The organism is Mesocryomonas lacus, from assembly GCF_055730135.2.
This window is the reverse complement of sequence record NZ_JBUZWE020000016.1, coordinates 18,336-43,797: the sequence shown is the minus strand read 5'-3', so window position 1 is coordinate 43,797 and position 25,462 is coordinate 18,336. Positions and strand designations below refer to the sequence as shown.

General features: G+C 66.0%; 28 protein-coding genes. 26 read left to right on the top strand and 2 right to left on the bottom strand.

What is annotated here, in order from left to right; all coding sequences use genetic code 11:
• The first annotated feature begins 11 nt into the window (after window positions 1-11).
• The 4 genes from ACZLZY_RS21590 to ACZLZY_RS21575 are packed head-to-tail and all read left to right on the top strand — an operon-like array spanning window position 12 to window position 3,228.
• Complete coding sequence (locus tag ACZLZY_RS21590) at window positions 12-341, top strand: hypothetical protein (RefSeq protein WP_472936120.1); 330 nt, start codon at window positions 12-14, stop codon at window positions 339-341.
• Between the two features lie 7 nt (window positions 342-348).
• On the top strand, window positions 349-1,251 hold the full coding sequence (locus ACZLZY_RS21585) for an ABC transporter permease (RefSeq protein ID WP_472936119.1): 903 nt from the start codon (window positions 349-351) through the stop codon (window positions 1,249-1,251).
• Window positions 1,248-2,213 (top strand): ABC transporter permease, encoded by a 966-nt coding sequence (locus tag ACZLZY_RS21580; protein ID WP_472936118.1) that lies wholly within the window; start codon window positions 1,248-1,250, stop codon window positions 2,211-2,213. Before ACZLZY_RS21585 ends, ACZLZY_RS21580 begins: the two co-directional genes overlap by 4 nt.
• A gap of 34 nt (window positions 2,214-2,247) precedes the next feature.
• Window positions 2,248-3,228, top strand: coding sequence for an ABC transporter substrate-binding protein (locus ACZLZY_RS21575; protein WP_472936117.1), 981 nt, complete (start codon window positions 2,248-2,250; stop codon window positions 3,226-3,228).
• Window positions 3,229-3,279: 51 nt separating this feature from the next.
• On the opposite strand, the gene ACZLZY_RS21570 is transcribed toward ACZLZY_RS21575, so the two are convergent.
• A complete protein-coding gene (locus ACZLZY_RS21570) occupies window positions 3,280-4,605 on the bottom strand; it encodes a FliI/YscN family ATPase (RefSeq protein WP_472936116.1) in 1,326 nt (441 codons plus the stop codon).
• Window positions 4,602-5,327 carry a flagellar basal-body rod protein FlgF gene (gene flgF / locus ACZLZY_RS21565; protein ID WP_472936115.1) on the bottom strand — a complete coding sequence of 242 codons (726 nt, stop codon included), beginning with the start codon at window positions 5,325-5,327 and terminating at the stop codon, window positions 4,602-4,604. The genes ACZLZY_RS21570 and flgF overlap by 4 nt, the downstream gene beginning before the upstream one ends.
• 235 nt (window positions 5,328-5,562) lie before the next feature.
• Here flgF and motA point away from each other — a divergent pair, with 235 nt between their 5' ends.
• From motA to ACZLZY_RS21455, 22 genes are all read left to right on the top strand, one after another.
• Window positions 5,563-6,432, top strand: coding sequence for a flagellar motor stator protein MotA (motA, locus tag ACZLZY_RS21560; RefSeq protein ID WP_472936114.1), 870 nt, complete (start codon window positions 5,563-5,565; stop codon window positions 6,430-6,432).
• 14 nt (window positions 6,433-6,446) lie between these two features.
• Window positions 6,447-7,382, top strand: coding sequence for a FliM/FliN family flagellar motor switch protein (locus ACZLZY_RS21555; protein ID WP_472936113.1), 936 nt, complete (start codon window positions 6,447-6,449; stop codon window positions 7,380-7,382).
• Window positions 7,363-7,758, top strand: coding sequence for a hypothetical protein (locus ACZLZY_RS21550; RefSeq protein WP_472936112.1), 396 nt, complete (start codon window positions 7,363-7,365; stop codon window positions 7,756-7,758). The genes ACZLZY_RS21555 and ACZLZY_RS21550 overlap by 20 nt, the downstream gene beginning before the upstream one ends.
• Window positions 7,759-7,867: 109 nt before the next feature.
• Window positions 7,868-8,254, top strand: a complete 387-nt coding sequence (gene fliN / locus ACZLZY_RS21545) for a flagellar motor switch protein FliN (protein ID WP_472936111.1) — start codon at window positions 7,868-7,870, stop codon at window positions 8,252-8,254.
• 6 nt (window positions 8,255-8,260) lie between these two features.
• The gene (locus tag ACZLZY_RS21540) at window positions 8,261-9,304 is read left to right on the top strand and encodes a FliG C-terminal domain-containing protein (protein WP_472936110.1); all 1,044 of its coding nucleotides are present in this window, start codon (window positions 8,261-8,263) and stop codon (window positions 9,302-9,304) included.
• 142 nt (window positions 9,305-9,446) lie between these two features.
• Window positions 9,447-10,535, top strand: a complete 1,089-nt coding sequence (gene flhB, locus ACZLZY_RS21535) for a flagellar biosynthesis protein FlhB (RefSeq protein WP_472936109.1) — start codon at window positions 9,447-9,449, stop codon at window positions 10,533-10,535.
• Between the two features lie 226 nt (window positions 10,536-10,761).
• On the top strand, window positions 10,762-11,181 hold the full coding sequence (locus tag ACZLZY_RS21530) for a BspJ family T4SS effector nucleomodulin (RefSeq protein WP_472936108.1): 420 nt from the start codon (window positions 10,762-10,764) through the stop codon (window positions 11,179-11,181).
• Between the two features lie 402 nt (window positions 11,182-11,583).
• Window positions 11,584-11,964, top strand: coding sequence for a flagellar basal body rod protein FlgB (flgB, locus tag ACZLZY_RS21525; RefSeq protein ID WP_472936107.1), 381 nt, complete (start codon window positions 11,584-11,586; stop codon window positions 11,962-11,964).
• Between the two features lie 5 nt (window positions 11,965-11,969).
• Complete coding sequence (gene flgC, locus ACZLZY_RS21520; RefSeq protein ID WP_472936106.1) at window positions 11,970-12,386, top strand: flagellar basal body rod protein FlgC; 417 nt, start codon at window positions 11,970-11,972, stop codon at window positions 12,384-12,386.
• A gap of 2 nt (window positions 12,387-12,388) precedes the next feature.
• Complete coding sequence (fliE, locus tag ACZLZY_RS21515; protein WP_472936105.1) at window positions 12,389-12,706, top strand: flagellar hook-basal body complex protein FliE; 318 nt, start codon at window positions 12,389-12,391, stop codon at window positions 12,704-12,706.
• Between the two features lie 27 nt (window positions 12,707-12,733).
• On the top strand, window positions 12,734-13,519 hold the full coding sequence (flgG, locus tag ACZLZY_RS21510; RefSeq protein ID WP_472936104.1) for a flagellar basal-body rod protein FlgG: 786 nt from the start codon (window positions 12,734-12,736) through the stop codon (window positions 13,517-13,519).
• Window positions 13,520-13,615: 96 nt separating this feature from the next.
• On the top strand, window positions 13,616-14,113 hold the full coding sequence (flgA, locus tag ACZLZY_RS21505; protein ID WP_472936103.1) for a flagellar basal body P-ring formation chaperone FlgA: 498 nt from the start codon (window positions 13,616-13,618) through the stop codon (window positions 14,111-14,113).
• Between the two features lie 161 nt (window positions 14,114-14,274).
• A complete protein-coding gene (gene flgI / locus ACZLZY_RS21500; protein ID WP_472936215.1) occupies window positions 14,275-15,327 on the top strand; it encodes a flagellar basal body P-ring protein FlgI in 1,053 nt (350 codons plus the stop codon).
• Window position 15,328: 1 nt separating this feature from the next.
• Window positions 15,329-15,949, top strand: coding sequence for a MotE family protein (locus ACZLZY_RS21495; protein ID WP_472936102.1), 621 nt, complete (start codon window positions 15,329-15,331; stop codon window positions 15,947-15,949).
• A 5-nt stretch (window positions 15,950-15,954) separates the two neighbouring features.
• Window positions 15,955-16,659, top strand: coding sequence for a flagellar basal body L-ring protein FlgH (flgH, locus tag ACZLZY_RS21490; RefSeq protein WP_472936101.1), 705 nt, complete (start codon window positions 15,955-15,957; stop codon window positions 16,657-16,659).
• Window positions 16,660-16,883: 224 nt separating this feature from the next.
• Entirely contained in the window at window positions 16,884-17,429 is a 546-nt protein-coding gene (locus tag ACZLZY_RS21485) for a flagellar basal body-associated FliL family protein (protein WP_472936100.1), read from the top strand.
• Window positions 17,426-18,232, top strand: a complete 807-nt coding sequence (locus tag ACZLZY_RS21480; protein WP_472936099.1) for a flagellar type III secretion system pore protein FliP — start codon at window positions 17,426-17,428, stop codon at window positions 18,230-18,232. Before ACZLZY_RS21485 ends, ACZLZY_RS21480 begins: the two co-directional genes overlap by 4 nt.
• 372 nt (window positions 18,233-18,604) lie before the next feature.
• A complete protein-coding gene (fliF, locus tag ACZLZY_RS21475; RefSeq protein ID WP_472936098.1) occupies window positions 18,605-20,272 on the top strand; it encodes a flagellar basal-body MS-ring/collar protein FliF in 1,668 nt (555 codons plus the stop codon).
• A gap of 3 nt (window positions 20,273-20,275) precedes the next feature.
• On the top strand, window positions 20,276-21,052 hold the full coding sequence (locus ACZLZY_RS21470) for a hypothetical protein (protein ID WP_472936097.1): 777 nt from the start codon (window positions 20,276-20,278) through the stop codon (window positions 21,050-21,052).
• Window positions 21,049-22,212: a MotB family protein gene (locus ACZLZY_RS21465; protein WP_472936096.1), complete on the top strand. Its 1,164-nt coding sequence runs from the start codon at window positions 21,049-21,051 to the stop codon at window positions 22,210-22,212. Before ACZLZY_RS21470 ends, ACZLZY_RS21465 begins: the two co-directional genes overlap by 4 nt.
• Window positions 22,209-23,678: a MotC family chemotaxis protein gene (locus ACZLZY_RS21460; RefSeq protein WP_472936095.1), complete on the top strand. Its 1,470-nt coding sequence runs from the start codon at window positions 22,209-22,211 to the stop codon at window positions 23,676-23,678. The genes ACZLZY_RS21465 and ACZLZY_RS21460 overlap by 4 nt, the downstream gene beginning before the upstream one ends.
• Complete coding sequence (locus ACZLZY_RS21455) at window positions 23,675-25,210, top strand: flagellar hook-length control protein FliK (protein WP_472936094.1); 1,536 nt, start codon at window positions 23,675-23,677, stop codon at window positions 25,208-25,210. The genes ACZLZY_RS21460 and ACZLZY_RS21455 overlap by 4 nt, the downstream gene beginning before the upstream one ends.
• The last annotated feature ends 252 nt before the right edge of the window (window positions 25,211-25,462 follow it).

Below are 25,462 nucleotides of genomic sequence, written 5' to 3'. Positions count from 1 at the left end.
GGGGCGCTTGCATGAGCGGGCTAGCCTCGCTCTGGCTGCTGGCGACCATCCCGGTCTTCCTCACCGCGGCGTCGCTGTCGCGGCTCTACGTCGCCAACAATTCCTTTTGGGCGCTGGGCGGCATGCTGACGCTCTACGGCATCGGCAATCTCATGATGGTGCGGCTGATGCGCGAGAGCGGGCTCGCGGTGGCGATCTCGGTCTCCAGCATCGCGCAGCTGCTGCTGGTGAACCTCGTCGCGTTCCTCGCCTTCGGCGAACGCCTCCCGCCGCTGCAGCTCGCCGGCATGGCGCTGGGCTTGAGCGGTCTGGTGCTGATGATGTGGCCGGTGGCGCGGTGAGGGCGCCATGAGTGCCACCGCCGCCGCCCTGCGGCGCCGTCTTGCCGAGGGCAGCGCGCTGCCCATTGCCGTCGTCGTGCTGGTGATCCTTGCGGTCTGGTATGCGGCGGCAATCCCCATGAACTGGCAGACCACCGTCGACCGGCTGGCACGGGCGGGGACGCCTGCGTCCTTTACTCAGACCGTCGGCGCAACCTGGAGCGCGGAGAGGCCGCTACTGCCGGCGCCGCACCAGATCGTCGGGGACATCTGGAAGACGACGGTGATGGTCAAGCCGAGCTCGCCGCGGTCGTTGCTCTTCCATGCCGGGGTGACGCTGTCTTCGACCTTGCTGGGCTTTGCCATCGGCACCGTGCTCGGCATCCTCTTGGCTATCGGCATCATCGGCTCGCGCACGCTCGACCGCAGCCTGATGCCGTGGCTGATCACCTCGCAGACCATCCCGATCCTCGCGGTCGCGCCGATGGTGATCGTGGTGTTGAACTCGGTCGGCATCCAGGGGCTGTTTCCGAAGGCGGTGATCTCGACCTATTTGTCGTTCTTCCCGGTCGCGGTCGGCATGGTGAAGGGGCTGCGCTCGCCGGACGCTATGCACCTCGACTTGATGCGTACCTATGCGGCGAGCCCCCTGCAGGTGCTGGCGAAACTCCGTTTTCCGGCTGCGCTGCCCTTCCTGTTCGCGTCGATGAAGATCGCCGTGGCGGCGGCGCTGGTCGGGGCGATCGTCGGCGAACTGCCGACGGGAGCTGTCGCCGGGCTCGGCGCGCGGCTGCTCGCCGGCTCCTATTACGGGCAGACGATCCAGATTTGGTCGGCGCTGGTCGCCGCCGCCGCGATGGCGGGTGTCCTGGTCGCATTGGTTTCGCTGGCAGAGCGGGCCGTCCTGAAGCGAACGGGTATGCTGCGATGAGGGCTCGGTCGCAGAACCCTTATGCCGTGCTGCTTTTTCCGGCCTGCCTCGTCGCCGCCGCCGTAGTGGTGCTCGTGCCGTCGCTCAGGGAAGGACAGTTCGGTGCGAGCTTTTGGCTGCTGGTGGTGGCGTTCTGGCTCGTCGCCTGGCAGCTGACGTCGCGGCTGGCGGCGCTGGCGCCGAAGGAACCGGGTATGGCGCGGCTGGTCGACGTCGCAGTGCCCGCAGCTTTTGGCCTGACGCTGCTGTTTCTCTGGGAATGCGTGGTGCGCGGTCTCGCCGTTCCCTCGGTGCTGCTGCCGCCGCCCTCGGCGATCGGGTTGCGCATCGCCGCCTCGCTGCCGATCCTCTGGGCCGACTTCGCGCAGACGTTCCTCAAGGCGGTGATCGCCGGCTATCTCATCGGCTGCGGCACAGGTTTTCTCGCCGCGCTCGCGATCGATCGGTCGCCGTTCCTGAAGCGCGGGCTGATGCCGGTCGGCAATCTCGTCTCGGCGCTGCCGATCGTCGGCGTCGCGCCGATCATGGTGATGTGGTTCGGCTTCGACTGGCAATCGAAGGCCGCCGTCGTCGTGGTGATGACCTTCTTTCCGATGCTGGTGAACACGCTGGCGGGGCTCTCGGCGGCTGGTGCGATGGAGCGGGACCTGATGCGGACCTATGCCGCCGGTCATGCGGTCACGCTCGCAAAACTGCGGCTTCCCGCCGCCATGCCCTTCGTGTTCAATGCCCTCAAGATCAACTCGACGCTGGCGCTGATCGGGGCCATCGTCGCGGAGTTCTTCGGCACCCCCATCGTCGGCATGGGCTTTCGCATCTCGGCCGAGATGGGGCGGATGAACACCGACATGGTCTGGGCCGAGATCGCTGTCGCGGCACTCGCCGGCTCGGTCAGCTACGGCCTGATCTCGCTCGTCGAGCGGGCCGCGACGTTCTGGCATCCGTCCTATCGCGGGAGATGAGGGCGGCGGTTTTCAACCCAAGGAGTAGACGGGCATGAAGCAAGTTCTCGCCGGCATGGCATTTGCCTTCGCTGCCACCACCGCCCCGGCCTTGGCCGCCGATGCCGTCACCCTGCAGTTGAAATGGGTCACGCAGGCCCAGTTCGCTGGCTACTACGTCGCCAAGGAAAAGGGTTTTTACGACGAGGCGAACCTCGATGTGACCATCAAGCCGGGCGGCCCGGACGTCGCGCCGGCGCAGGTTCTGGCCGGTGGCGGAGCCGATGTCGTCATCGACTGGATGCCCTCGGCGCTCGCAGCGCGCGAAAAAGGCCTGCCGCTGGTCAACATCGCCCAACCCTTCGCGAAATCCGGGCTGATGCTGACCTGCCGCAAGGAGACCGGGATCACGACGCCGGCCGACTTCAAGGGCAAGACGCTCGGCGTCTGGTTCTCCGGCAACGAGTATCCGTTCCTCTCCTGGATGTCGAAGCTCGGCCTCAAGACCGATGGCGGGCCGGACGGCGTGACCGTGGTCAAGCAGGGCTTCAACGTCGACCCGCTCATCCAGAAGCAGGCCGACTGCATCTCGACCATGACCTACAACGAATACGGACAGGTGCTCGACGCCGGGCTGAAGCCGGAGGACCTCGTCGTGTTCAAGTACGAGGAGCAAGGCGTCGCGACGCTCGAGGACGGGCTTTATGCGCTGCAGTCAACGCTCGAAAAGCCTGAGAACGTCGACAAGCTCGCCCGCTTCGTCGGCGCCTCGATGAAGGGCTGGGCCTATGCCGCCGAGCATCCCGACGAGGCGGCAGGCATCGTCCTCGACAACGACACCACCGGCGCCCAGACGGAAGCGCATCAGACCTTCATGATGGGCGAGATTGCCAAGCTCTTGGCCACGACGCCGAAGCTTGATGCCGCAGCGGCTGAAACCACGGTGAAGGTGCTGATGTCAGGCGGCTCCGACCCGGTGATCACCAAGGCGCCCGAGGGCGCCTGGACGTCCGCCATAACCGACAAGGTGAAGTAGGCCGGCATCGGCCAGGCATCACGCCAACACGTTCCGGCCTGACCGCGCTGGTCAGGCCGCGCCGGTCATCCCCGCTTTAAGCTTGCGCGACAGATCGTCGAAAGGCTGGTTGCTGACCGCGTCCGTCGGGTGCTGGACGAGGCTGCCGTAGATGTGCGGCACGAGGTCGACGGCCTGGTCCAGCGTCGAATCCGTGCCGCGCTGGTAGCCGCCGAGAAGGCGCAGGTCGCGCGTGTCCTCGAAGCGCGAGATCATCGCCCGCAGGCGCAGCACGAGCTCTCGCTCCTGCGGGTTCCAGGCAAGGTCGGCCAGCCGCGAGATCGACTTCAGGACGTCGATGGCGGGGAAGCGGCCTTGTTCGGCGATCGCCCGGTCGAGCACGATGTGCCCGTCGAGCGTGCCGCGGATGGCGTCGGCGATCGGCTCGTTGTGGTCGTCGCCATCGACCAGCACGGCGAAGATGCCGGTGATCGTGCCGGTGCCCTCGGGGCCGGGGCCGGCGCGCTCGAGCAGGCGCGGCAGTTCGGAGAAGACGCTCGGCGGGTAGCCGCGGGCGACCGGCGGCTCGCCGGCGGCGAGCGCCACGTCGCGGGCGGCGTGCGCGAGGCGCGTCACCGAATCAACGATCAGCAGGACGCTCTCGCCGAGGTCGCGGAAATATTCGGCGATCGACATCGCCGTCTTCGGGGCGAGGCGGCGCATCATCGGGCTCTCGTCGCCGGTGGCGACGACGGTCACGACGCGCGACAGGTCGTTCTGCATCGTCTCTTCGAGGAACTCGCGAACCTCGCGGCCACGCTCGCCGACGAGCGCGACGACCACCGTGTCGAAACCCTTGGCGCGGGCGAGCATGCCCATCAACGTCGACTTGCCGACACCGGAGCCTGCGAAGATGCCGAGCCGCTGGCCCTTGATGATCGGGGTGAAGATGTCGATCGCCTTGACGTGCGTCTGCACCGCCTCGCGGATGCGACCGCGCTTCATCGCGGGATCGGGCAAGGTGTCGGCGATCAGCTGGCGCGGGCCCTGTTCGAGGTCGCCGAGGCCATCGCAGGGACGCGCGAAGGCGTCGAGCGTGCGGCCCTTCCAGCTGGCAGCAGGGGCGAGTGTGACGGGCCCGGTGCGCCAGGCGACGCTGCGCACGCCGCTCTTGAAGCGGACGGCGAAGGGCTTGACCGTTGCGGCATTCTCCTCGATCCGCACGACCTCGCCGAGATCGTCGCCATCGGTGACGACGCAGTCACCGAGGCGGACGAAAGAGGAAAGGCCGGCGACCCGGAAGGATTGCGGCGAGACGTCGACGATGTGGCCGGAAACGCGGATGCGGGGCTCGTTCAGCGAGGAGGAAACGGATTTCGAGCCTGGCTTCTGGATCACGACTGCGGACCGAGCATGCTGATGGCCTTGTCAAGCGACTGCTCGGATCTCTCCTGGAAGTTGGCGGCGCTCTCGAAGCTGCGCTGCACGTCGATCAGCCGGGTGATCTCGAGCACCGGATTGACGTTGGAGCCTTCCGTGAACCCCTGCATGACGCTGACGCCGGCAAAGTCGACGATCGGCTGGGCCGGCTGGTTCGGAACGACGCCCGAGGTTCCTGCACGCGCGAGATCGGCACCCTCCGGCATCTGGAACAGGCCGACGGCGCCGATCTGCAATCCCTTCTGGGTGATCATGCCGTCGCGGGCGATGGTGACCTCGCCGCCGGCCGGATCGACCTGCAGCGGCGCGCCGCCGACGTCGAGGATCGGCGCCCCGGTCATCGAGAGCAGCTCGCCCTCGGGGCTCATCGTCATGCGCCCGTCCTTGGTATAGACGGGCCCGTTCTTGCCTTGCACCGAGAAGAAGGCATTGCCGGAGACGGCCATGTCGAACGGATTGCCGGTCTGGGTCAGCTCGCCCGTGCGCGTCGAGATGAAGTTCGTGCCTTCCGACGCGAAGGCGACCGGCTGCTGGGCGGCTTGCGACAGGAAGGTCTCGAACTTCACCTCGGTCGCCCGGAACCCCGCGGTGCGACTGTTGGCGATGTTGTCGGCGATGGTGTCGAGGCGCTTTTCCATGGCGAGCTGGGCCGACAGGGCCACCGGCAATGAGGTCTGCATGGGGTCGTTTCCTTGGACCGGGTAGGCGGCGATTTGGCCAGGCGGGGTGTTTTTGACTGCAACCTTGTGTTGCCTTCAGGCCCGCGAGGGCACGCTTGCGAAGACTGATCGGAGCATCGTCCGTGACCGCCGAAACATCGACAATCTGGCTTGTGCCAGCCTGTCCGGCAGCCCGTCAGGCTCGCGCAAGTCGATTTCCTTAGTGACCAAAGGACACCAAAAAAGGGACTTCCCGATGAGCATCCTCCTAGGTCTGGTCATAACGCTCGGTTGCGTGCTTGGCGGCTACATCGCCAGCGGCGGTCATCTCGAGGTGCTGTGGCAGCCTTACGAGATCCTGATCATCGTCGGCGCATCGCTCGGCACCTTCGTGGTCGCCAATCCGATGAAGGTGGTCAAGGACACCGGCAAGGCGATCGGCGAGGCGTTCAAGGAGAAGGTCCCGAAGCAGAAGGACTACCTGAGCCTCCTCAGCCTGCTGCACTCGCTGATGCGCGAGATGCGTTCCAAGCCGCGCAGCGAGGTCGAGCAGCACGTCGACAATCCCGCCGAGTCCGCGATCTTCAACGCCTATCCGCTGATCATGAAGGATCAGGCGATCATGAACTTCATCTGCGACTATTGCCGCCTGATCATCATCGGCAATGTCCGCTCGCACGAGATCGAGGCGCTGATGGACGAGGAGATCCAGACCGTCGCCCGCGACCAGATGAAGCCGAAAGCCGCGCTCCAGGACGTCGCCGACGGCCTTCCCGCCCTCGGCATCGTCGCCGCCGTGCTCGGCATCGTGCACGCCATGGGCGCCCTCGACCAGTCGCCGGAAATCCTCGGCCACCTCATCGGCGCTGCGCTCGTCGGCACCTTCCTCGGCATCTTCCTCTCCTACGGCGTGGCCGGTCCGATCGCCGTCAAGGTCAAGGGCGTCCGCGAGAAGCAGATGCGCCGCTACATCATCGTGAAGCAGACGCTCATCGCCTACATCAACGGCGCCATGCCGCAGGTCGCCCTCGAATACGGCCGCAAGGCAATCTCGGCCTATGACCGGCCGACCATCGACCAGGTCGAGGCCGAGACGATCGGCGGCGGCTCGGCGCAAGCCGCTTAAGGAAGCCGGAGATCATGGAAATGACCGCCGAACGCAACATCGAGGCCCAGCTCCGCTCGGCCGCGAAGATCGAGCCGAACCGGCTGCCGCGGCTGAAGCTGCTGGCCACCGAATGGGCGAGCGCCACCGCCACCGCGCTGAACGAACTGTATGCGACGCCCGTCGAGATCGAGTTCCTCACCGTGTCGAGCCTTGCCTTCGACGCGGGGAACGCCAACCTTACCGCCGCTGTCTCGGCCGTCGTCATCAGCTCGCCGAAATGGCGCGAGCTCGGCTTCGTGCTGGCCGACGGACGGCTGGCCGATGCCGTCGTCGAGGCGATGTTCGGTGGCACTGGCACCGCCTCCGCCAGCCCGCCGCGGCCGATGACCAAGCTCGACCGCCGCTTCGTGGAACTGGCGCTGACGACGCTGATCGAGGCCGGCAATCCGGTGTTCGAGAAGGTCGCGCCGCTCGGCATCACCAGCGGGCAGACGCTGCGGGACGCCATCCCGCTGCAGATCGAGGACATGCTGGGGGCCGACAACCGCGCCTTCGTCGAAATGGTTTTTCGCCTGCGCGTTGGCCAGCGCGAGAGCGACATCCGGATCGCCTTGCCGGAACGCGCCATTGCGCTGCACCGCCGGCCGCTCAGCGTCGTGCCGGAGACGGCGCCGCTGCTGGCCGACGAGAGCTGGGCGCGCGACATCACCGAGGGGCTGCAGCTTGCCGACCTCCAGGTCCGGGCACTGCTCGACGAAAAGCAGATCACGCTGGGCGACGTCGCCCGCTTCACCCTCGGGCAGACCATCATGCTCGACGCCACCACCGACAGCCTGATCATCATCGAATGCGAGGAACAGCGCCTGTTCCGCGGCCGGATGGGACGTTCGCGCGATTCCTATGTCGTGCGCATCGAAGAGAAGATCGATCCGACCGAGGAGTTCATCGATGATATCCTATCTGATTGACGGCGTTCTCATCGCCGCGCTGGGTTTCACCAGCTGGCGGACCGGCGGCATGTACCGGGAACTGCGGCGCCTGCGCAGCGAGGGGGCGAATTTCGCCACCAGCCTCGAACAGTCCGACGCCGCCATCAATCGAGCAGCGCATGCCGTGGTGATGCTGCGCGGCGAGGGTGTCGACACCTTGCGCGCGCTGGAAGAGGCCTCGCGCGAAGCGCGCGCGCTGGCCGACCGGCTGGAGGACGCGGTGCATCTTGCCGAGATGCGGCTCTCGGTCGCCAATGACGGCTCGGCCCGTCCTGACCTCGGCTCGCCGACGCAGGATACCTGGCTGACCCTCATCGAGTCCCGCCTCGCATCAGCCACGGTCGCTACTCGTTAACCATTGGGGCGCTCCGCCGGCGAATCGCCGGGTGCCCACCCCCTCGACAAGCCTTTCCGCCAGAGCCCGCCATCCACGGCCGGCAGCCGGCGCAACCCTGGAGATCGCCATGATCGACGAAGACGAAATGGACGTGATGGAGCAGCACTCGGTGGAGACCGCCGAGGATGGCATGGAAGAGTATGCCGAGGTCGCCGAGACCGAGGCGTCCGGCAAGCCGGACCTCAACCTCATCATGGACATTCCGGTGACGATGCAGGTCGTTCTCGGCACGGCCGTCATGCCGGTCTCGACTCTCGTCAAGCTCGGCCGCGGCGCGGTCGTCAAGCTCGACACCAATATCGGCGACCCCGTCGATCTCATCGTCAACGGCCGCATCGTCGCCCGCGGCGAGGTGGTGGTGCTCGAGAACGAGGAATCGCGTTTCGGCATTACCCTGACCGAGATCGTCTCGCCCGGCGCCAAGCCGCAGCGGGCCAAAGCGTCGAACAGCTGATAGGTCATGAGCGTGGTGGGCTACTCCGAACTGGAACTCGACACCGGCACGATTGCAGGGCCGGCGCGCGCTGCGATCCTGCTCCTGGCCATGGGGTCGGACGGTGCTTCGCGGCTGCTGAAGCATCTCAGCCCGGATGAAATCCGCGCCCTCAAGGACAGCGTTGCCGGCCAGCAGCCTGTCTCCGCCCACCAGCTCGACGCGCTGGTCTCCGATTTCCAGGAAGAGTTCAAGACCGGCGCCGGCCTATCCGAACTCGACTCAGAAATGGAAAAGCTGCTGCGCACGGCGCTGTCGGCCGAAGACATGACCAAGGTTTTCGGCGAAGACGATTTCGTCGACCCGTCGATGTTCCTCGCGCCGCCTTTGTCGGTCTGGGACGAGTTCGAGAACTTTGGCGTCGAGGCCTTGCAGGTCCTGATGCTGGTCGAGCACCCGCAGGTCGTCGCCGTCATCCTGTCGCGGCTCCCGGCGGAAACCTCGGCCCTTATCGTCGCTGGCTTCGAGGCCGACCGGCGCAACGACGTTATGCGCCGGATGCTGGCGGCCAAGCCGATCGCCTATTCCGCCGAGATGATGATCGAGGAGAGCCTCCGCGAAGTCTTCATTGCCGGTGACGAGGGCGGCGAGAAGCAGGCGCGGCGCGTGGCGCTGGCCGAGATCGCCAACCAGATGGACAAGGCGCAGACGGACGACTTCCTGGCCTCGATCGCCGAGTGGCAGCCGGAAGAAGCGACCGCCATCCGCAATCTCCTCTTCTCTTTCGAAGATATCGCCATCCTCGGCAAGAAGGCGCGGCTTGTGCTGTTCGACGAGGTGCCGACCGAGCAGGTGACGTTGGCGCTGCGCAATGCGTCGCCCGAACTCGTCGAAGTGGTTCTTTCCTCGCTCGCTGCCCGCGCCCGCCGCATGGTGGAGGCGGAACTGCAGCAGACGATCGACGTCGACGCGAAGGAAATCACCGTCGCGCGCCGCGGCATCGCCGCGCTGGCGCTGCGCCTGTCGAACGAGGGCCGCATCGTCCTCACGGCCGTTCCGAGCGGCGAATAGGCGCCGGCCCTTCCGGGAAAGCGGACCTGGCATTCCTCGCGAAGCCACGCGCCGTGAAAGGTTTCGTTCACCTTGCCGGCAGGTGCCGGCACGCGGCGGCTTTCCAAGGGGAAGCTGTTAATAAGGGATAGGCAGGTTCAGCGTGGCAGAAGCTGCCGAAAAAGACTCCAGAACAGAGGCACCGACCGACAAGAAGATTCGCGATACCGTCGAGAAGGGCAATCTGCCGGTTTCGCGCGAAGCACCGATCCTCGCCTCTCTTCTGGCGGCCATGGCGTTCATCGTCTTCGCCGGAAAAGATCTGGCCTCGGCATTGGTGACGAGCCTTCAGGGCATCTTCGAGAACCCCGGCCAGTGGGACATAGACAATGGTGCCGATGCCCTGCAGTTTCTCCACATCGTCGGGCTCGAAACGGCCAAGTTCGTGCTGCCCGCCGCCGGCTTCTTCATGGTGGCCGGCATCCTCGCCTCGGCGCTGCAGAACGCTCCGCAGATCAATGCCGAGCGCATCCGCCCGAAAATGCAGAACATTTCGATCGTCGCCGGCTGGAGCCGGCTTTTTGGCGCGCGCGGCTGGACCGAGTTCGGCAAGGCGATCTTCAAGTTCGGCGCGGTCTCGCTGATCGTGGGGTCCATGCTCGCCAGTGATCTCGAGACGACGCTGAAGACGATGTTCTCAGACCCCGCTCTGCTGCCCGAGACCTTGCTGACGCTGGCCATGCAATTGCTGTCGGCCGTGTCGATCGCGACCATCGTGCTCGTCGCCGCCGACCTCGTCTTCTCCCGTGTCTTCTGGCGCCGTGACCTGAAGATGTCGAAGCAGGAGGTCAAGGACGAGATGAAGCAGGCGGAGGGCGATCCGATGATCAAGCAGCGCCAGCGCCAGATCGCCCGCGAGCGCAACCGCAAGCGGATGATGGCCTCCGTCCCGAAGGCGACGCTCGTCATCGCCAACCCCACCCATTACGCCATCGCGCTGCGCTACAGCCGTGAAGAGGGCGGCGCGCCGGTGATCGTCGCCAAGGGCGTCGACCTGATCGCGCTGAAAATCCGCGAGATTGCCGAGGCCAACGACATTCCGGTGATCGAGGACAAGCTGCTGGCGCGCTCGATGTACGATCATGTCGAAATCGATCAGATGATTCCGCCGCAATTCTTCAAGGCCGTGGCCGAATTGATTTACTTCCTGCAAGCTCGTTCGCCGGCAAAGGTCAGTTCCGGTCGAGCCTGAGCGCTTAGTCTCCTAAAAGACGTAAGGCAGTCGATGCATTTGGGAGAGTTCGGAACTGTCGCTTTTTCTGGAATAGACGTGACGACAGTTGTTTGACTGCCGCGCGTGCCGCAGCTCGGAGGAGGGGCGGGAGGGACGACAGATTTCGATCAGGACCTGATGATGCGTTGGCTGATTGTAAGCCATACCAGATTTAGATGGACGGTGTTTTATGGGTTCTCACTTCATGCTGAATCTTCGCAACAAGCATACCGCGGAACGTGAAGAGATCCTGGCGGAAGGTATCCAGAAGGTCGTGGCAGAACTCCGGCTGGTGGAGGTGGTCGATTACATCGCCTTCTTCCGGATGGACCAGCTCGGCAATGTCGCCGACATCGTCAATTCTTCAAGCCAGCTCTATCTCAAGGCGGGCACACTGCGCTTCGGCAATGACGGCGACGTGCATCTTGCCTGGGGCGGCGTTCCCTCGATCGATCTGGCGATGGAGTTTCACCACCGGGACGTTACCGTCCATTTCCGTCTCGGCCTCGCGGCGACGACAGCCTCGGTGACGATCACCTTCGTGGTCTTTGCCGAGACGGAGGCCGATCCCGAGATCAACACGGCGAGGCTGCAGGCTGCCATCGACGACGCCCGCATCGACTGAGCTAACTTTTTCGCCGCCCGGCTCTGCATTGGTGGCGCCGTCATACGAAGGCCCGACGATCGTCTCGGATCGCCGGGCCTTTTGCGTTCTACAGCATTCGTCATGCAGCCAACTTCGATCGACGGAATGGTTGCTGTCGGGATCCCAATGGCGGTGGAGTCATGAGGGCCTGAACTTGGCCCTTGGACAAAATTCCTCTCCGCATGCCTGTCGCACCGAACGACAGTTGCCGCTGAGGCGGTGGTGAGGCTGAGCCTTGCTCGAAGCCGATGCCACGGCCGTCGTCGCCGGGAATGTTGCAGTGCATGACGCTCTGTTGAGATGCGTGTCGGCTGCAAGTTTCGGACAAGTGCTTAGCCGTACAGATGGTTCCGTCATCAGTATGGCGATTGGGAACTTTCCGTGGATCAGATCTATCTCTTTGGTCTTTCGTCGCGTCGCGCCGAATGGCTGGCCAGCCGCCAGGCGGTCGTTGCCGAGAACATCGCCAATGTGAATACCCCTGGCTACAAGGCCAAGGACATCAAGGGTTTCTCCGATGTGATGGAATCCACCCAGCTGGCCATGGCGAGCACCGACAGCGTCCACATGACCGGCGGCGCCGGCCGCGCGGTGGCGGTCGACGAGGAGTCCGAGAAGAGCTGGGACATCGTCCACTCCGGCAACTCCGTCACCATCGAGCAGGAAATGCTGAAATCGGGCGAAGTATCGGGGCAGTACACGCTGAATGCCTCGATCGCCAAAGCTTTCCACCGCTTCTTTCTGACCAGCGTCAAGGGCTGATAGACATGGCAGATGCTATTCTCTCCAGTATGAAGATCGCCGCCAGCGGGCTCGAGGCGCAGTCGAACCGGCTGCGCATCGTGTCCGAGAACGTGGCCAATGCCCGTTCCACCGGCAAGACCGCGGGCAGCGATCCCTACCAGCGCAAGACCGTGACCTTCGAGGCCGAGATCGACCGTCTGACCGGCGCCTCGCTGGTCAAGGTCGCCGACTACGGTCGGGACAAAACCGCCTTCACCATGGAAAGCGACCCCGGCAATCCGGCCGCGGATGCCAACGGTTACGTCAAGATGCCGAACGTCAACATGCTGGTCGAGATGGCCGACATGCGCGAGGCCAACCGCTCGTACGAAGCCAATCTCCAGGTGATCAAGCAGTCCCGCGAGCTGATCAACCTGACCATCGATCTCCTGAGGAGCTGAGCATGATCCCCGCCATTGGTTCCGCGCTGCCGCGCCTTGATACCGCCCGCATCGACAGCGGCATGTCCACCGGTTTTGCCGGGGGCAGTGCCAAGCCCGGCCAGGCCGATTTCGCCTCCGTCATGGCGCAGGTCACCAGCGACGCTGTCGGCACCATCAAGAACGCCGAGGCCGTCTCGGTCCAGGGCATCAACGGCAATGCCTCCACCCAGGCGGTGGTCGATGCGGTGATGAACGCCGAGCGCACGCTCAACACGGCCGTTGCGATCCGCGACAAGGTCGTCGCCGCCTATCAAGAACTTTCCCGCATGGCCATCTGACGCCACAGTCAGACAAGGACCTGATTCATGAGAGCTTTGGCCATTGCCGCGACCGGCATGAACGCCCAGCAGACCAATGTTGAAGTGATCGCGAACAACATCGCGAACATCAACACCACCGGCTTCAAGCGCGCCCGCGCCGAGTTCACCGACCTTCTCTACCAGGTCGAGCGCCAGCAAGGCGTTCCGGCCCGGGGCGGCGAGGGCGTGGTACCGGAAGGCTCGCAGATCGGCCTCGGCGTGCGCACTGCGGCGATCCGCACCACCCATATCCAGGGCACGCTCGAGCAGACCGGCAACACGCTCGACATCGCCATCAACGGCACCGGCTACTTGCAGATCCAGGGTCCGGGCGGCGAGACGCTCTATACCCGCGACGGCGCGCTGAACACCAATGGCGATGGCCAGCTGGTGACGCTCGACGGTTTCGTGGTCGACCCGCAGATCACCATTCCGCAGAACACGGTGAAGACCACGATCAGCAGCACCGGCGAGGTCTACGCGACGCTCGACGGTCAGGATCCGCAGCTGCTCGGCCAGCTGTCGCTCGTCAACTTCGTCAACGAGCCCGGCCTCGATGCGCAGGGCGGCAACCTGTTCAAGGAAACGCTGGCCTCCGGTGCCCCGACCGCGGGCGTGCCGGGTGACCCCGGTTTCGGCGTCATCCACCAGGGCTATCTCGAAGGCTCGAACGTCGATCCGGTCAAGGAGATCTCCGAGCTGATCTCGGCGCAGCGCGCCTACGAGATGAACTCGAAGGTCATCCAGGCGGCCGACGACATGTCCAAGGTCATCTCGACCGGCCTGCGCTAGTCCCCTCCATGCCGCGCGCTGCATCGGCGCCGCGCGGTTCCCGGCCCGATCGCCGCGCGGCGACGTCCCTCGGTGCAGCAGAAAAGGCTTCAGGTCATGGAATGGGCTTCCAAGCGCGAACGTCTCATCGTCTGCCTCTACGGGGCCGGACTTTTCATTCTCTCGGTGCTGCTGCTGTCGATCCCGGTGCGCGCGTTCGCCGCCGAGATCGAGCTGCCGGTACCGTCTGCCGTGATCTATCCCGGCCAGAACATCCTCGATCGCGGCGTCGCGCCGGCGAAATTCACGATCCCCGGGGCCAAGCTCGCCGCCTACGTCGTGGAGGAGGACATGCTGACCGACAAGATCGCCAAGCGCACGCTGCTGCCGAACCAGCCGATCCTCCTTTCCGACCTCAAGTCGCCGGACCTGGTGCGGGCAGGGGTGCCGACCCCGATCATCTACCATGAGCCCGGGGTCACCATTTCCAGCCTCGGCCTGCCGCTCGCCTCTGCCGCCGAAGGCGACAAAATCCGTGTCCGCAATATCGACAGCGGCATCACCATCAGCGGCACCGTCGCCGCGGATGGCTCGATCGAGGTGCTGACCCAGTGAAAACCCTTATCATCGCCCTTTTGGCGACCACGCTGGCTTTCGGCCATGTCGCCGGGGCTGCCGACTATGCCGGCTACGGCCAAGGCGCATCCGACGGCTACGGCGAGGCCGGCATCGGCGCCCGCGAGAGCTTCGTCACCGTCAAGCCCGGCCGCAACGCGCTGCGCGACAACGGCGTCCGCATCAAGGACATCACCACCATCAAGGGCGTGCGCGAGAACCAGCTGGTCGGCTACGGTCTCGTCATCGGCCTGCAGGGCACTGGCGACAGCTTGCGCAACTCGCCCTTCACCGAGCAGTCGCTGCAGTCGATGCTCGACCGCATGGGCGTCAACGTGCGCACCGGCAACCCGCGCACCAAGAATGTCGCGGCTGTCGTCGTCACCGCCGACCTGCCGCCGTTCATCGGCACCGGCTCGCGAATCGACGTGTCGGTGTCCTCGCTCGGCGACGCCGCCTCGCTGATGGGCGGTACGCTGGTGATGACGCCGATGTACGGCGCCGACGGCGAGATCTACGCGGTGTCGCAGGGCTCGCTTGCCGTGACCGGCTTCACCAGCCAGGGCGAGAGCGAGAAGCTGACGCAGGGCGTTCCGACCACCGGTCGCATCGCCGGCGGCGCGATCATCGAGCGCGAGGTGCCGCGGGCGACGGTCGAGACCGACCAGATCACCATGGAACTGCGCAACCCCGACTACCGCACTGCGATCCGCGTCGTCGACGCGATCAACGCCTTCTCGATGACCCGCTACGGCCGCCCGGTGGCGCGCGAGAACGACCTGCGCACGATCAACCTGACGCGGCCCGCCAAGATTTCCTCGACCCGCTTCATCGCCGACCTCGGCGATCTGCCGGTCCAGCCCGACATGGCCGCCAAGGTGGTCATCGACGAGCGCACCGGCACTGTGGTGATCGGCCACGACGTTCAGATCTCGACGGTCGCCGTCACCCACGGCAACCTGACGGTGCGCATCACGGAGACCCCGAACGTCTCGCAGCCGGAGGGCTTCTCCGACGGCCAGACGGTGGTGACCTCCGATACCAGCGTCAACGCCCAGCAGGACGGCGGTAACTTCGCCATCGTCGGCGGCACCAATCTCGACACCGTGGTCCGCGGCCTCAACCGCCTCGGCCTGAAGCCGACCGGGATCATCGCGATCCTCCAAGCAATCAAAACGGCAGGCGCCCTGCAGGCCGACCTGGTGGTGCAGTGACATGAAGAGACAGCTTTCCGTCCTGCTTCGCTCCGGCATCGTCGCCTCCCTGGCGCTGACGGCGGCCGGCACCCTCCTCGTCCCGCACGCCGCACTGGCGGAGACGGCGGCTCCCCCGGCGCCCAGCGCCGATGCCGCGCCGCGCAAGGTCCGGATCGTCGGGCCGGACGGCCAGCCGGTCGTCGACGCCGCACCCGAGCTTTCGGACATCGGGCGCTACTGCACCAACATCGCCGATCCCGCCAAGGATGCGCGCGCGGCGCTGCAGACCAAGCGGCTGCAGGATCTCGAGGCCGAGGTCGGCAAGAAGGTCGACGAGCTCGAGGCCAAGCGCAAGGAATACCAGGACTGGCTGCAGCAGCGGCAAGCCTTCATCGACAGCACCTCGTCGATCATGCTCGACATCTACACCGGCATGAAGCCGGACGCGGCCGCCCAGCAGCTCGCCGGCATCGACCGGACCACGGCCGCCTCGCTGATCGCCAAGATGAAGCCGCGCACCGCCAGCGCCATCATGGCCGAGATACCGGCGGCGGTCGCCGCCGAGATCACCAAGGTGATCGTCCAGAAGACCAACAAGAGCTTGGACGTGGCCAGCGCCGCGCCCGGCCAGCAGGGATAAGCCACGTGAAGAGACTCTGCCTGCTGGCCGTCCTGCTGCTCACCGGCTGCTCGACGAATTCGAGGGATTTCCTGCGCGAGCCGGCGCTGTCGCCGCCGGGAACCGGCATCCACCAGTATCCAGCCTTCGTCGACCCCGCCCAGTTCCCGGCAGAGCGCCTGCGCGGCCAGCGGAACTCGCTCTGGGTCGACAAGAACGGCATCTTGTTCCGCGACGCGCGCGCGCTGAACAACGGCGACATCGTCACCGTCAAGATCGAGATCCAGGAGAAGGCCGAGTTCGACAACAACTCGAAGCGCTCGCGCGATTCCGGGATCAGTGCCGGCGCCGATTTCGACGGATCGCTGAACACCACCTCGCTTGGGACGCTCGGGGCAAAACTTGGCCTCAAGAACGCCACCAAGACCGACGGCAAGGCGAATGTGAAGCGGTCGGAAAAGATCGACCTGTCGGTCGCCGCCGTGGTGACGCAGGTGCTGCCGAACGGCAATCTCTACATCACCGGCCAGCAGGAGATCCGCGTCAACTTCGAGGTCCGGGTCCTCACCATCGCCGGAATCATCCGGCCGGGCGACATCCTGCCGAACAACGTCATTCCGTACGACCGGATTGCCGAGGCGCGGATTTCCTACGGCGGCCGCGGTCGCATGACCGAGGTCCAGCAGCCGGCCTGGGGACAGCAGATCCTCGACCAGGCGTTGCCCTACTGACCAGCGGACGGCAGACGTCAATGCCGAAGGCACCGGGGAGAACCCTCCGGTGCCTTCGGCATGTTCGCGTCGGCGATCAAATCCTTAATTTTAGGTGAAGGCGGGCGCCGACCCCGCAAGGCCGGGGATAGCTTAGGGGCCTATTCCATCCCGGCGGGAGACGCCGCGTCGGCGCTTGCTGGCCGCGCGACCCTTGTCGCTTCACGCTTCTTGAGGAATTCAGCATGTCCGACGTCAGCGGCACGCAACTCGCTCCCCTCTCCAATTCCGACGGTGCGGCTGCCCCCAAGTCGAAGCTGATGCCGACCATCGCCGTCGTCGGCCTGCTGACGCTGGTGGCGGTCGCGGGCGGGGCGGGTGTCGGCTATCTCATGGGCGGCTCGGCGTCGAAGCCGGCGGTTGCGGCGGATGCGACGACGAATGTCGAGCCGACCGACGACAAGAAGGAAGTTGCCGCCGCCGAGCCCGCGCCGACGGCCAAGAGCCAGGTCGTCAAGCTTGAGCCGGTGGTGACCAATGTCAGCTCGCCGGCCGACGTGCTGATCCGGGTGGAGGCCAGCATCGTCCTCGACCCGGAAAAGGCGCATGATCTTCCGGTTCTCGCGGCGCAGATCCAGAGCGACACGTTGACCTTCCTCAGAACCGTCGATCTCGCCCAGGTCGAGGGTTCCCGCGGGCTGCTGCATCTGCGCGAGGACCTGCGCGAGCGCGCCCAGCTGCGCTCGCCCGCCGTCAGCGACTACCTCATCCAGGCACTGATCGCGCAATGAAACGCGTTCTTCTCGCCCTCGCGGTTCTCCTCGTTGCCGGGCCGGCATTCGCGCAGGAGGCGCCGACCGACCTGGCAAACAGCCTGTCCGCGCTGATCCCCGCCGGCGACGCCAGCGCGTCCGGCCGGATCATCCAGCTCTTCGGCATCGTCACGGTGCTCTCGGTCGCGCCGGGCCTCCTGGTGATGGTGACGTCGTTCACGCGCATCGTCGTTGCGTTGTCGATCCTGCGCACCGGCCTCGGCCTGCAGTCTACGCCGGCCAACCTCATCATGATCTCGCTGTCGCTGTTCATGACCTTCTTCGTCATGGCCCCGACCTTCGACCAGGCCTGGCGCGAAGGCCTGAAGCCGCTGCTCGACAACCAGATCAACGAGCAGGAGGCCTTCACCCGAATCGCCGACCCGTTCCGCGACTTCATGATGAGCCAGGTGCGGCCGCAGGATCTGGCGCTGTTCAACAGCCTCGACGAGGCCGCCCAGCGCGACCGGATCCAGCCCCCCGCCGCCGGCACGCCGCCCGTCGACCCCGCCGCCCCCGCCGCCGAGGCGAACGCGGAGGTCGGCCTTCAGGTCCTGATCCCGGCCTTCATGATCTCGGAACTTCGGCGCGGCTTCGAGATCGGCTTCTTGATCGTGCTGCCCTTCCTCGTCATCGACCTCATCGTCGCGACCCTCACCATGTCGATGGGCATGATGATGCTGCCGCCGACGATCATCTCGCTGCCGTTCAAGATCCTATTCTTCGTCCTGATCGACGGCTGGAACATGCTGACGGGTTCGCTGGTGCGATCCTTCTTCTGACCGCGGCGTTCGCTCGCCTCTCACACTCGTCCTGACCATCGGCGGCGGCCCTCCCAAGCGGAGCGGCCGCCGTTTTTCCATGACCGCGAATCAGAATGTCGGCCGACGGGCGACCGGGGGTGCCGACCGGAGTGAACAGAGCGCATCTGCAATATTTAGACGCCTGTCGGAGCAACCTGAAGGCGCTGATCTTCTCCGGCGTAGTGCGAGCCTTTCCAGACGGTTAGGTGTCTAAGGGCGTCACGCAGCGACTGGAAAATAAAGCTTTCAGCGGACCGGAACCTTTTGGCGCGTCTTGCGATCACGCCCGCACAAGCTTCGCCCGTCAGATTGCCCGCAGTGCAACCACCTTGAGCAAGAGCAGGCAGATTCATGGCAATCGTCGGCGGCGTACAAGCCCAGCAGATCCTCGACAATCTGAGCGCCCTCGGCGCGCGGAAGCTTGGAATGATGGCGATGATCGGCCTTCTGGTCGTCGCCGTCGTCGGGCTTGGCGCCTATTATCTCAGCCGTCCCGACATGGAGACGCTGTATTCCAAACTCGATCGTCAGGATGTGACGCGCATCGGCTCGGCGCTGACCGAGGCTGGGATCAGCTTCGACGTCAGCTCGGCCGGCGACACGGTGATGACGCCCTTCTCGCAGACCGCCAATGCCCGCATGCTGCTGGCGGAAAAGGGCCTGCCACGGTCCGAGAACGCCGGTTACGAACTGTTCGATGCGCTGGGCTCGATGGGCCTGACGTCCTTCATGCAGGAAGTGACCAAGGTCCGCGCCCTCGAAGGCGAGCTCGCCCGCACCATCCAGACCTTGAAGGACGTGCGCGCCGCGCGGGTTCACATCGTTCTGCCCGAGCCCGGCACCTTCCGCCGCGAGACGCAGAAGCCTTCCGCCAGCGTCGTCATCCGCACCGATGACACCGAGGACTTCAAGAACGCCCAGGCGATCCGGCACCTCGTCGCCTCCGCCATTCCCGGCATGAACGTCGATGAGGTCACGGTCCTCAACACCGACGGCACGCTGCTCGCCTCCGGCGACGACACCACCTCCGCTGCGCCCTCGAAGCTCCTCGGGATCGAGGGCATCGTGTCCGGCAGCGTCGAGGAGGCGATCAGCCGCACCCTTTCGCCCTATCTCGGCATCGGCAACTTCCAGTCCAGCGTCAACGCCCGGCTGGATACCGACCGCAAGAGCACCAGCGCCCGCAAGTTCGATCCGGAAGGCCGCGTCGAGCGCTCCACCCGGACCGTTCGCGAGACCGGCCAGACCTCCGACAAGCAGGCCAATCCGGCCGCCACCGTCGAGCAGAACCTGCCGCAGCAGGCGAACGACGCCGGAACGGGCACACAGTCCTCCGAGGCGAAGGAACGCCGCGAGGAACTCACCAACTACGAGATCAACGAGACGACGACCCAGACCGTCAGCGACGGCTACGACGTCAAGCGCCTCAGCGTCGCCGTGGTCGTGAACCGCAAACGTCTGATGGAGACGCTCGGCGACAACCCCCAGCCTGCCCAGGTCGACGAGGCCCTCGCCAAGATCAAGCTCCTCGTCGCCTCCGCCTCCGGCTTCACCGAAAGCCGCGGCGACCAGCTCGAGATCTCCGCCGTCGACTTCATCGCCAACGGCCAGGACCTCGCCCCCGTCGAGCCCGTCGGTTACGGCGAGATGCTGATGCGCCAGAGCGGTACGATGATCAACGCGCTGACCGTCCTCGTCGTCGCCGTCCTGCTGATCTGGTTCGGCCTGAAGCCGGCGATCCGGGCGCTCGCCGCCCCCGCCAACACCGCCGGACAGGACGCGATCGAGCTGGAGAATGCCGGTCTTGCCGGTGCCAATGGCGGGTTCGGCGGAGGTGGCGACCATGCCGGCATGATCCGCGGCAGCGCTGCCGGCGGCATCGACTCGGCGCTGCTGGAAGACCTGACCCGCAGCCAGGCGAACTCGCCGCAGGCGCGGCTCGAGAAGCTCATCGACTTCGACGAGGCCCAGGCGGCGTCGATCCTGAAGCACTGGATCCACCAGAAAGAGGCGGCCTAAGACATGATACCTCTCGCACAGTATTTCGCCGACTCCGCGGGCGACGACTTCACCCCCTTCACGCCGGTCCGCAAGGCCACTCTCGGACGCAAGCTGGAAGCGTCGACCTCGTTCGAAGACCCGTCGATCCGCCCGTTGAAATCGGTGCCGCGGCCATCCGAACAGAAGGCCCGCACCTTCACCGAGGCCCGGGTTCCCTTGAGCGAAGTCGAAGCCGAGCGTGCCGCCTGGGCCGAGGAGCGCGCAGCGCTTCTGGAAGCCGTCGAGGCCGCCCGCGAGGAAGGCATCGAGTCCGGCAAGGCCATGGCGCGCGAGGAGCTGAGCTTCGAGACGGAAAGCCGTATCGACTCCATCCGCTCGGAGATCGCCAACGACTACACCACGACGCTGACGAAGACGCGCGGCGAGTGGACCGAAGACCAAGCCGACCGGCTGGCCGATCTCCTGATCCTGCAGATGACCATTCTGGAAGAGACGATCAAGATGAGCCTCAACAGCGTACTCCGGCCGCTGGCGCTGGACGCCCGCAGACGGCAGACGCTGGACGATCTCGTTGCCGCGGTGAAGACCATCGCGCTCGACGGCATGGCCTACAAGATCGCCGCCTCGGGGCCGACCGATCTCCTGTCGGCGTTGGAGGACAAGCTCGGCGACCACGCCCGGCTGCTGTCCTTCGCCAATGACGACACCCAGTCCGACATCCGCATCGACGCCGACAGCACGGTGATCGAGACCCGGCTCTCGTCATGGCGGCTGGCGCTGGAGGAGGCTCTTTCGTGAGCGACGCCTCTCATCCGGCCAATCAGATCATCATCGTCCGGCGCAACCCTGACGGCGAAGACGCTCATCATGGCGGCGTCTGGAAGATCGCCTTCGCCGACTTCATGACGGCGATGATGGCGTTCTTCCTGGTGATGTGGCTCACCAATGCTTCCGACGATGCCACCAAGAAGAAAATCGCCCAGTACTTCAACCCGATCAAGCTGAACAGTTCGACGCCGGTATCGCTGGGCCTCAACGATGGCGAAGCGTCGCCCTCGTCGCCGTCGTCGGGGTCGAGCGGTGCCGTCGCGGACGGCGGAGATCCGAACGACAAGCCGATGAGCGGAACGGCGAACGGCGGCGAGGAGCAGGCCCTGTTCCGCGACCCCTATGCCGTGCTTGCGGAAATCTCGGCCGAGGGCAGCGTTGGCAAGGATTCAGGGATCACTGGCGTTCCGAATGGCACTGGCCTTCCTGGCCTGAACGGCGGGGAGGCGTACCGCGATCCGTTCGACCCGACGTCCTGGCAGCTGCAACCGAACGCGAGCGAGAAGGCGGCCGAAGGTACGCCGATGACGCCAGCCGAGTTCCCGCAGCCCCCAGCGGAGCCGGCAACGCGGACCGTCGCCGAGGTCGTCACGCCGCCGGCAACTGTCGCCACACCGGCGGCCAAGCCTGCGGCCGCAGCCGCGGAGGCTGCGCCATCGTCGATGAAGGACGCCGCCGCGGCACTGAAGGCCGATATCCAGCAGAGCCTGCAAGCGGTCGCGCCGGGCGCCGCGCCTAATCTCGACGTCAGCGCCGGCAAGGACGGCATCACCATCTCGCTCGCCGACAGCGTGACTTCCGGCATGTTCCAGGTCGGATCCGCCAAGCCGACGCCCGAAGCGGTGCGGATGGTCGAGGCCATCGCCAAGCTCCTCGCTGCCCGGAAGGGCGAAGTGGTGATCCGCGGGCATACCGATTCCCGTGCCTATGCCGGGCCTGAATACGACAACTGGCGTCTGTCGGCGGCGCGCGCGCAGTTCGCCTACTATATGCTGGTGCGGGGCGGTCTCGACCAGAACCGTGTCCAGGGCATTGAAGGTGTCGCCGACCGCGATCCGAAGGATGCCGCCCATCCCGAAAGCGCCGTCAACCGGCGGATCGAGATCCTCCTCAAAGAGCCGCAAGCATGATTTGCCGCCTTCTCGTGACTGCATCGGTGCTGGCTTTGCTGCCCGCCACCGCCGGCTTCGCGGCGGAAAGGACCGGCGGCCTGCCGTTGCGCCCGGCCGCCGTCGTGCCGTCGCTGCGGATCTCTGCGCCGACGCCGCCCGCCTATGCGCTGGGCGTCGAGGGCATCATGGACCCGCAAGGGGCGGTCATCGACCCGGTGGTCACCGGGCAGATTCCCAATCCCGATGCCGAGAAGGCGGTTGAAAGCCTGACGCCGCATACGCCGGCGGCCGAGGCCGGCGCGGCTGCCGTGCCGGAAGCGGGCCACGGCGACGCTGCGGCGTCCTCAACCGAGGAGGCGAAGTCCGCGGGCTCGGAGGCCGGGGAGGGCGCCCAGCACTGGGCGACCACCCGCAGCCCCATGCCGTTCGACATCATCCGTACCATCCAGTTCCTGCAGGACCAGGTCGCGCGGGGCAATGGGCGGGCGATACAGGTCCAGTCGATGCTGCTGCGCCGTTTCGGACCGGTCTTCCTTGAGGCCGATGCCGCGGTCTGGAGCGATCCCCGCAACCGGCGGGCGGCTGTTCTTTTCGTCCTCAGCGGCGGACCGCCCGACGTGCTGCGCCGGCTTCTGGCCAGCGGCGTGCTCAGCGGCTCCCAGGAGCCGATGTTCAAGGGCGCCCTGGCCTATGTGCAGAACGATTTCGGCGAGGCGAGGAAGTTGCTGACCGGTCTCGACTATGCCGGCATGGAGCCGGGCCTCGAGGCGCATCTGAACCTCGTGATCGGTCAGATGATGCAGAAGGACGATCCAAAGGAGGCCATCCCCCATCTCGACCGAGCCCGGCTGCTGGCGCCCGGCGGCCTGATCGAGGAGGCGGCGTTGCGCATGGAAGTGCTGCTGGTCGACGGCCTCGGCGACCATCCGGCTGCCGACCGGCTGGCGCGGCAGTATTTCGACCGCTATTCCGACTCGTCCTATTCCCCGAACTTCGAAGCCCGCTTTGCCGCCGTGTATTCGAGCCGGGGCAAGGACAATCCAGAGAGCGCCGCCGCGACGATGCTCGACGTGACGCAGCGCCTTCCGGACGCCAACAAGCGCACGATCTTTCTGGCGGTCGGGCGCCGGGCCGTCGTCGAGGGCCATCTCGCCTTTGCCAAGCTCGCGGGCGAGGCTGTGCTGGCGACGTCCGGTGTCCCCGACGCAGAGGTTCAGCGGGCGCGGCTCTACATCGCCGCCTCGACGATCGGCACGGCGTCAGCCGATGCCCTGGCGGCAGATCTTGCCGCCATCGACCGCACCAAGCTCTACGCCGAGGACGCCACGCTCCTCGATGCGGCGCATTCGGTTCTCGGCGGTATCGACCGGACGCCCGAACTCGTGGCTACCGCGCAAGACCAAGCAGAGACGTCGCCGGTCATGGACCGTGCGCAGCGCCTGCTCAGCGAAGTCGAGAGCGATCTCGGAAAGGTACAGAAGTGAAGATTGCTGCCAACCCCATGCCCATTCTCGACGTGACGACCTCGGCCAGCAACAGCCGCGGCGATGCCGATTACGGCCGCGCCTTCGAAAGCACGATCCGCGACGTCGCCAAGGACAGCCCTCCCGCGGTGAAGCCGCGCAACGAAGACCGTCGCCCGAGCGATGGCAATGGCGATCGTCAGCCCTCGTCCTCCGCGCCTGCGCCCCGCGCACCAGCATCGGACCGGCACGCCGACACCAAGGCGGTGAAGGGCGGGGCCCGCGACGACCAGCAGGCTGCCAAGGACCAAGACGCTGAGAACGACGACGCCGCGAGCGATCCGCTAGCCTTCCTCGGCCGTTTGCTCGGCGGCACGACGACTTCGGTCGCGGCGGTGAAGGAGGTCGAAGCCGACGGCGAGACGAGTGGCGATGAACGCGTCATCGTCGTCTCGCTGGCACCGGGCGCTGCCGAGGAGGTCGCCGGAGAGGCGTCCGGTCCGGGCGCCCGTGGCAAGGTCAAGCTCGATGTCGTGCACATGGAGACGCATTTCGAGCCGCGCTCGGATGCCTTCGTCCTCGTCGAGGGCAATGACGCACAGGCGCTGCAGCAGGCGGCGGCGGAGGAGAGCGGCGAGAAGCTGAGCTTCGATCAGGCGCTGGCGCGGCTCAGCGAGCGCAAGGCCGGAAAGGCTTCGGCAGCCGGCGAGGACGCCAAGGCGTCTTCCACGGAGACGATGGCGGCGAAGGCCGCAGTTGTCGCCGCCGACGTCGCCCCGCAGGAACGCATCAAGGAACGCAGCCGCAGCAAGGTTGCCGCCGATGAAACCGCCCGCAAAGCCGATCTCTTGAGCGATGCGGCCGACAGCCAGGTCGCCGTCTTGGTCCGGAAGAAGGATGCGGCAGAGACCGCGGCCGACAAGATTTCCGCCCGCCTCGGCCGTGCCGCTTCCGACGCCGCCGATGCGCCGAAGTCCGGTGCGCTGGCGCAGAAGGACGGGGCCGGCGTGCTGCCCCTCGCCTCGATGACGGGCCAGGTCGCCGGCCGCGTCATCGACGCGCTCGGCGCGACGCTCGCGAGCCAGCGGCCGTCGGATCTGCCGAGCGAGGCCTATCTGCGCATGACCGCTGGGGGCGCGGCGCTGAAGACGCTCACCATCCAGCTTCAGCCCGAGACACTGGGCAAGCTCGATGTCTCAATGCGCCTCGTCGATGGCCAGCTGACGCTCGAGATCGCCGCAACCGAAGCCGAGACGGCGAAGGTGCTGGCGCAGGACCGCGAAGGCCTGCGCAAGCTTCTGCAGCACGCCGGGTTCTCGATCGACGAAGCATCGATCACCATCGTCTCCCGCGACAACAGTGCCCAGCCGCAGGTCCGGGCCGCATCTGCCGGCGAGAGCGCCGGTGCCCAGCAGGACACCGCAAACGGCGGAGGCGGCGATCCACGAAACCGCGGCGGCGAGGCCGAGCGGCAAGGCCGCAATGCCGGTCGCGACGAGCGGCAGCAGGCGAGCGACAACCGCCCGAGACGCGCTTCGGGGAACTACCTCTAGAAGCCCCGCAGCGTCCGGCCGGACGCTGCGGGGCTTCTTTGGCCTCTCGGCTGGCGAGCGTCTCTTCGCGAATGGCGGATCCCGCCCCACCGCAGACCGGTCTGGACTTCTCGACCACAGCCTCCTTCTGACAGATGCGTTTCGCCCCCGCGGAGGTTTATTCCTCCCGGGGGCGAAACTGTTTTGGCGATGGCGAAACCTTGCGGCTGGGCTTCTCCTGACTGCGTGACGGATAGCGCCGTCTTCAATCCG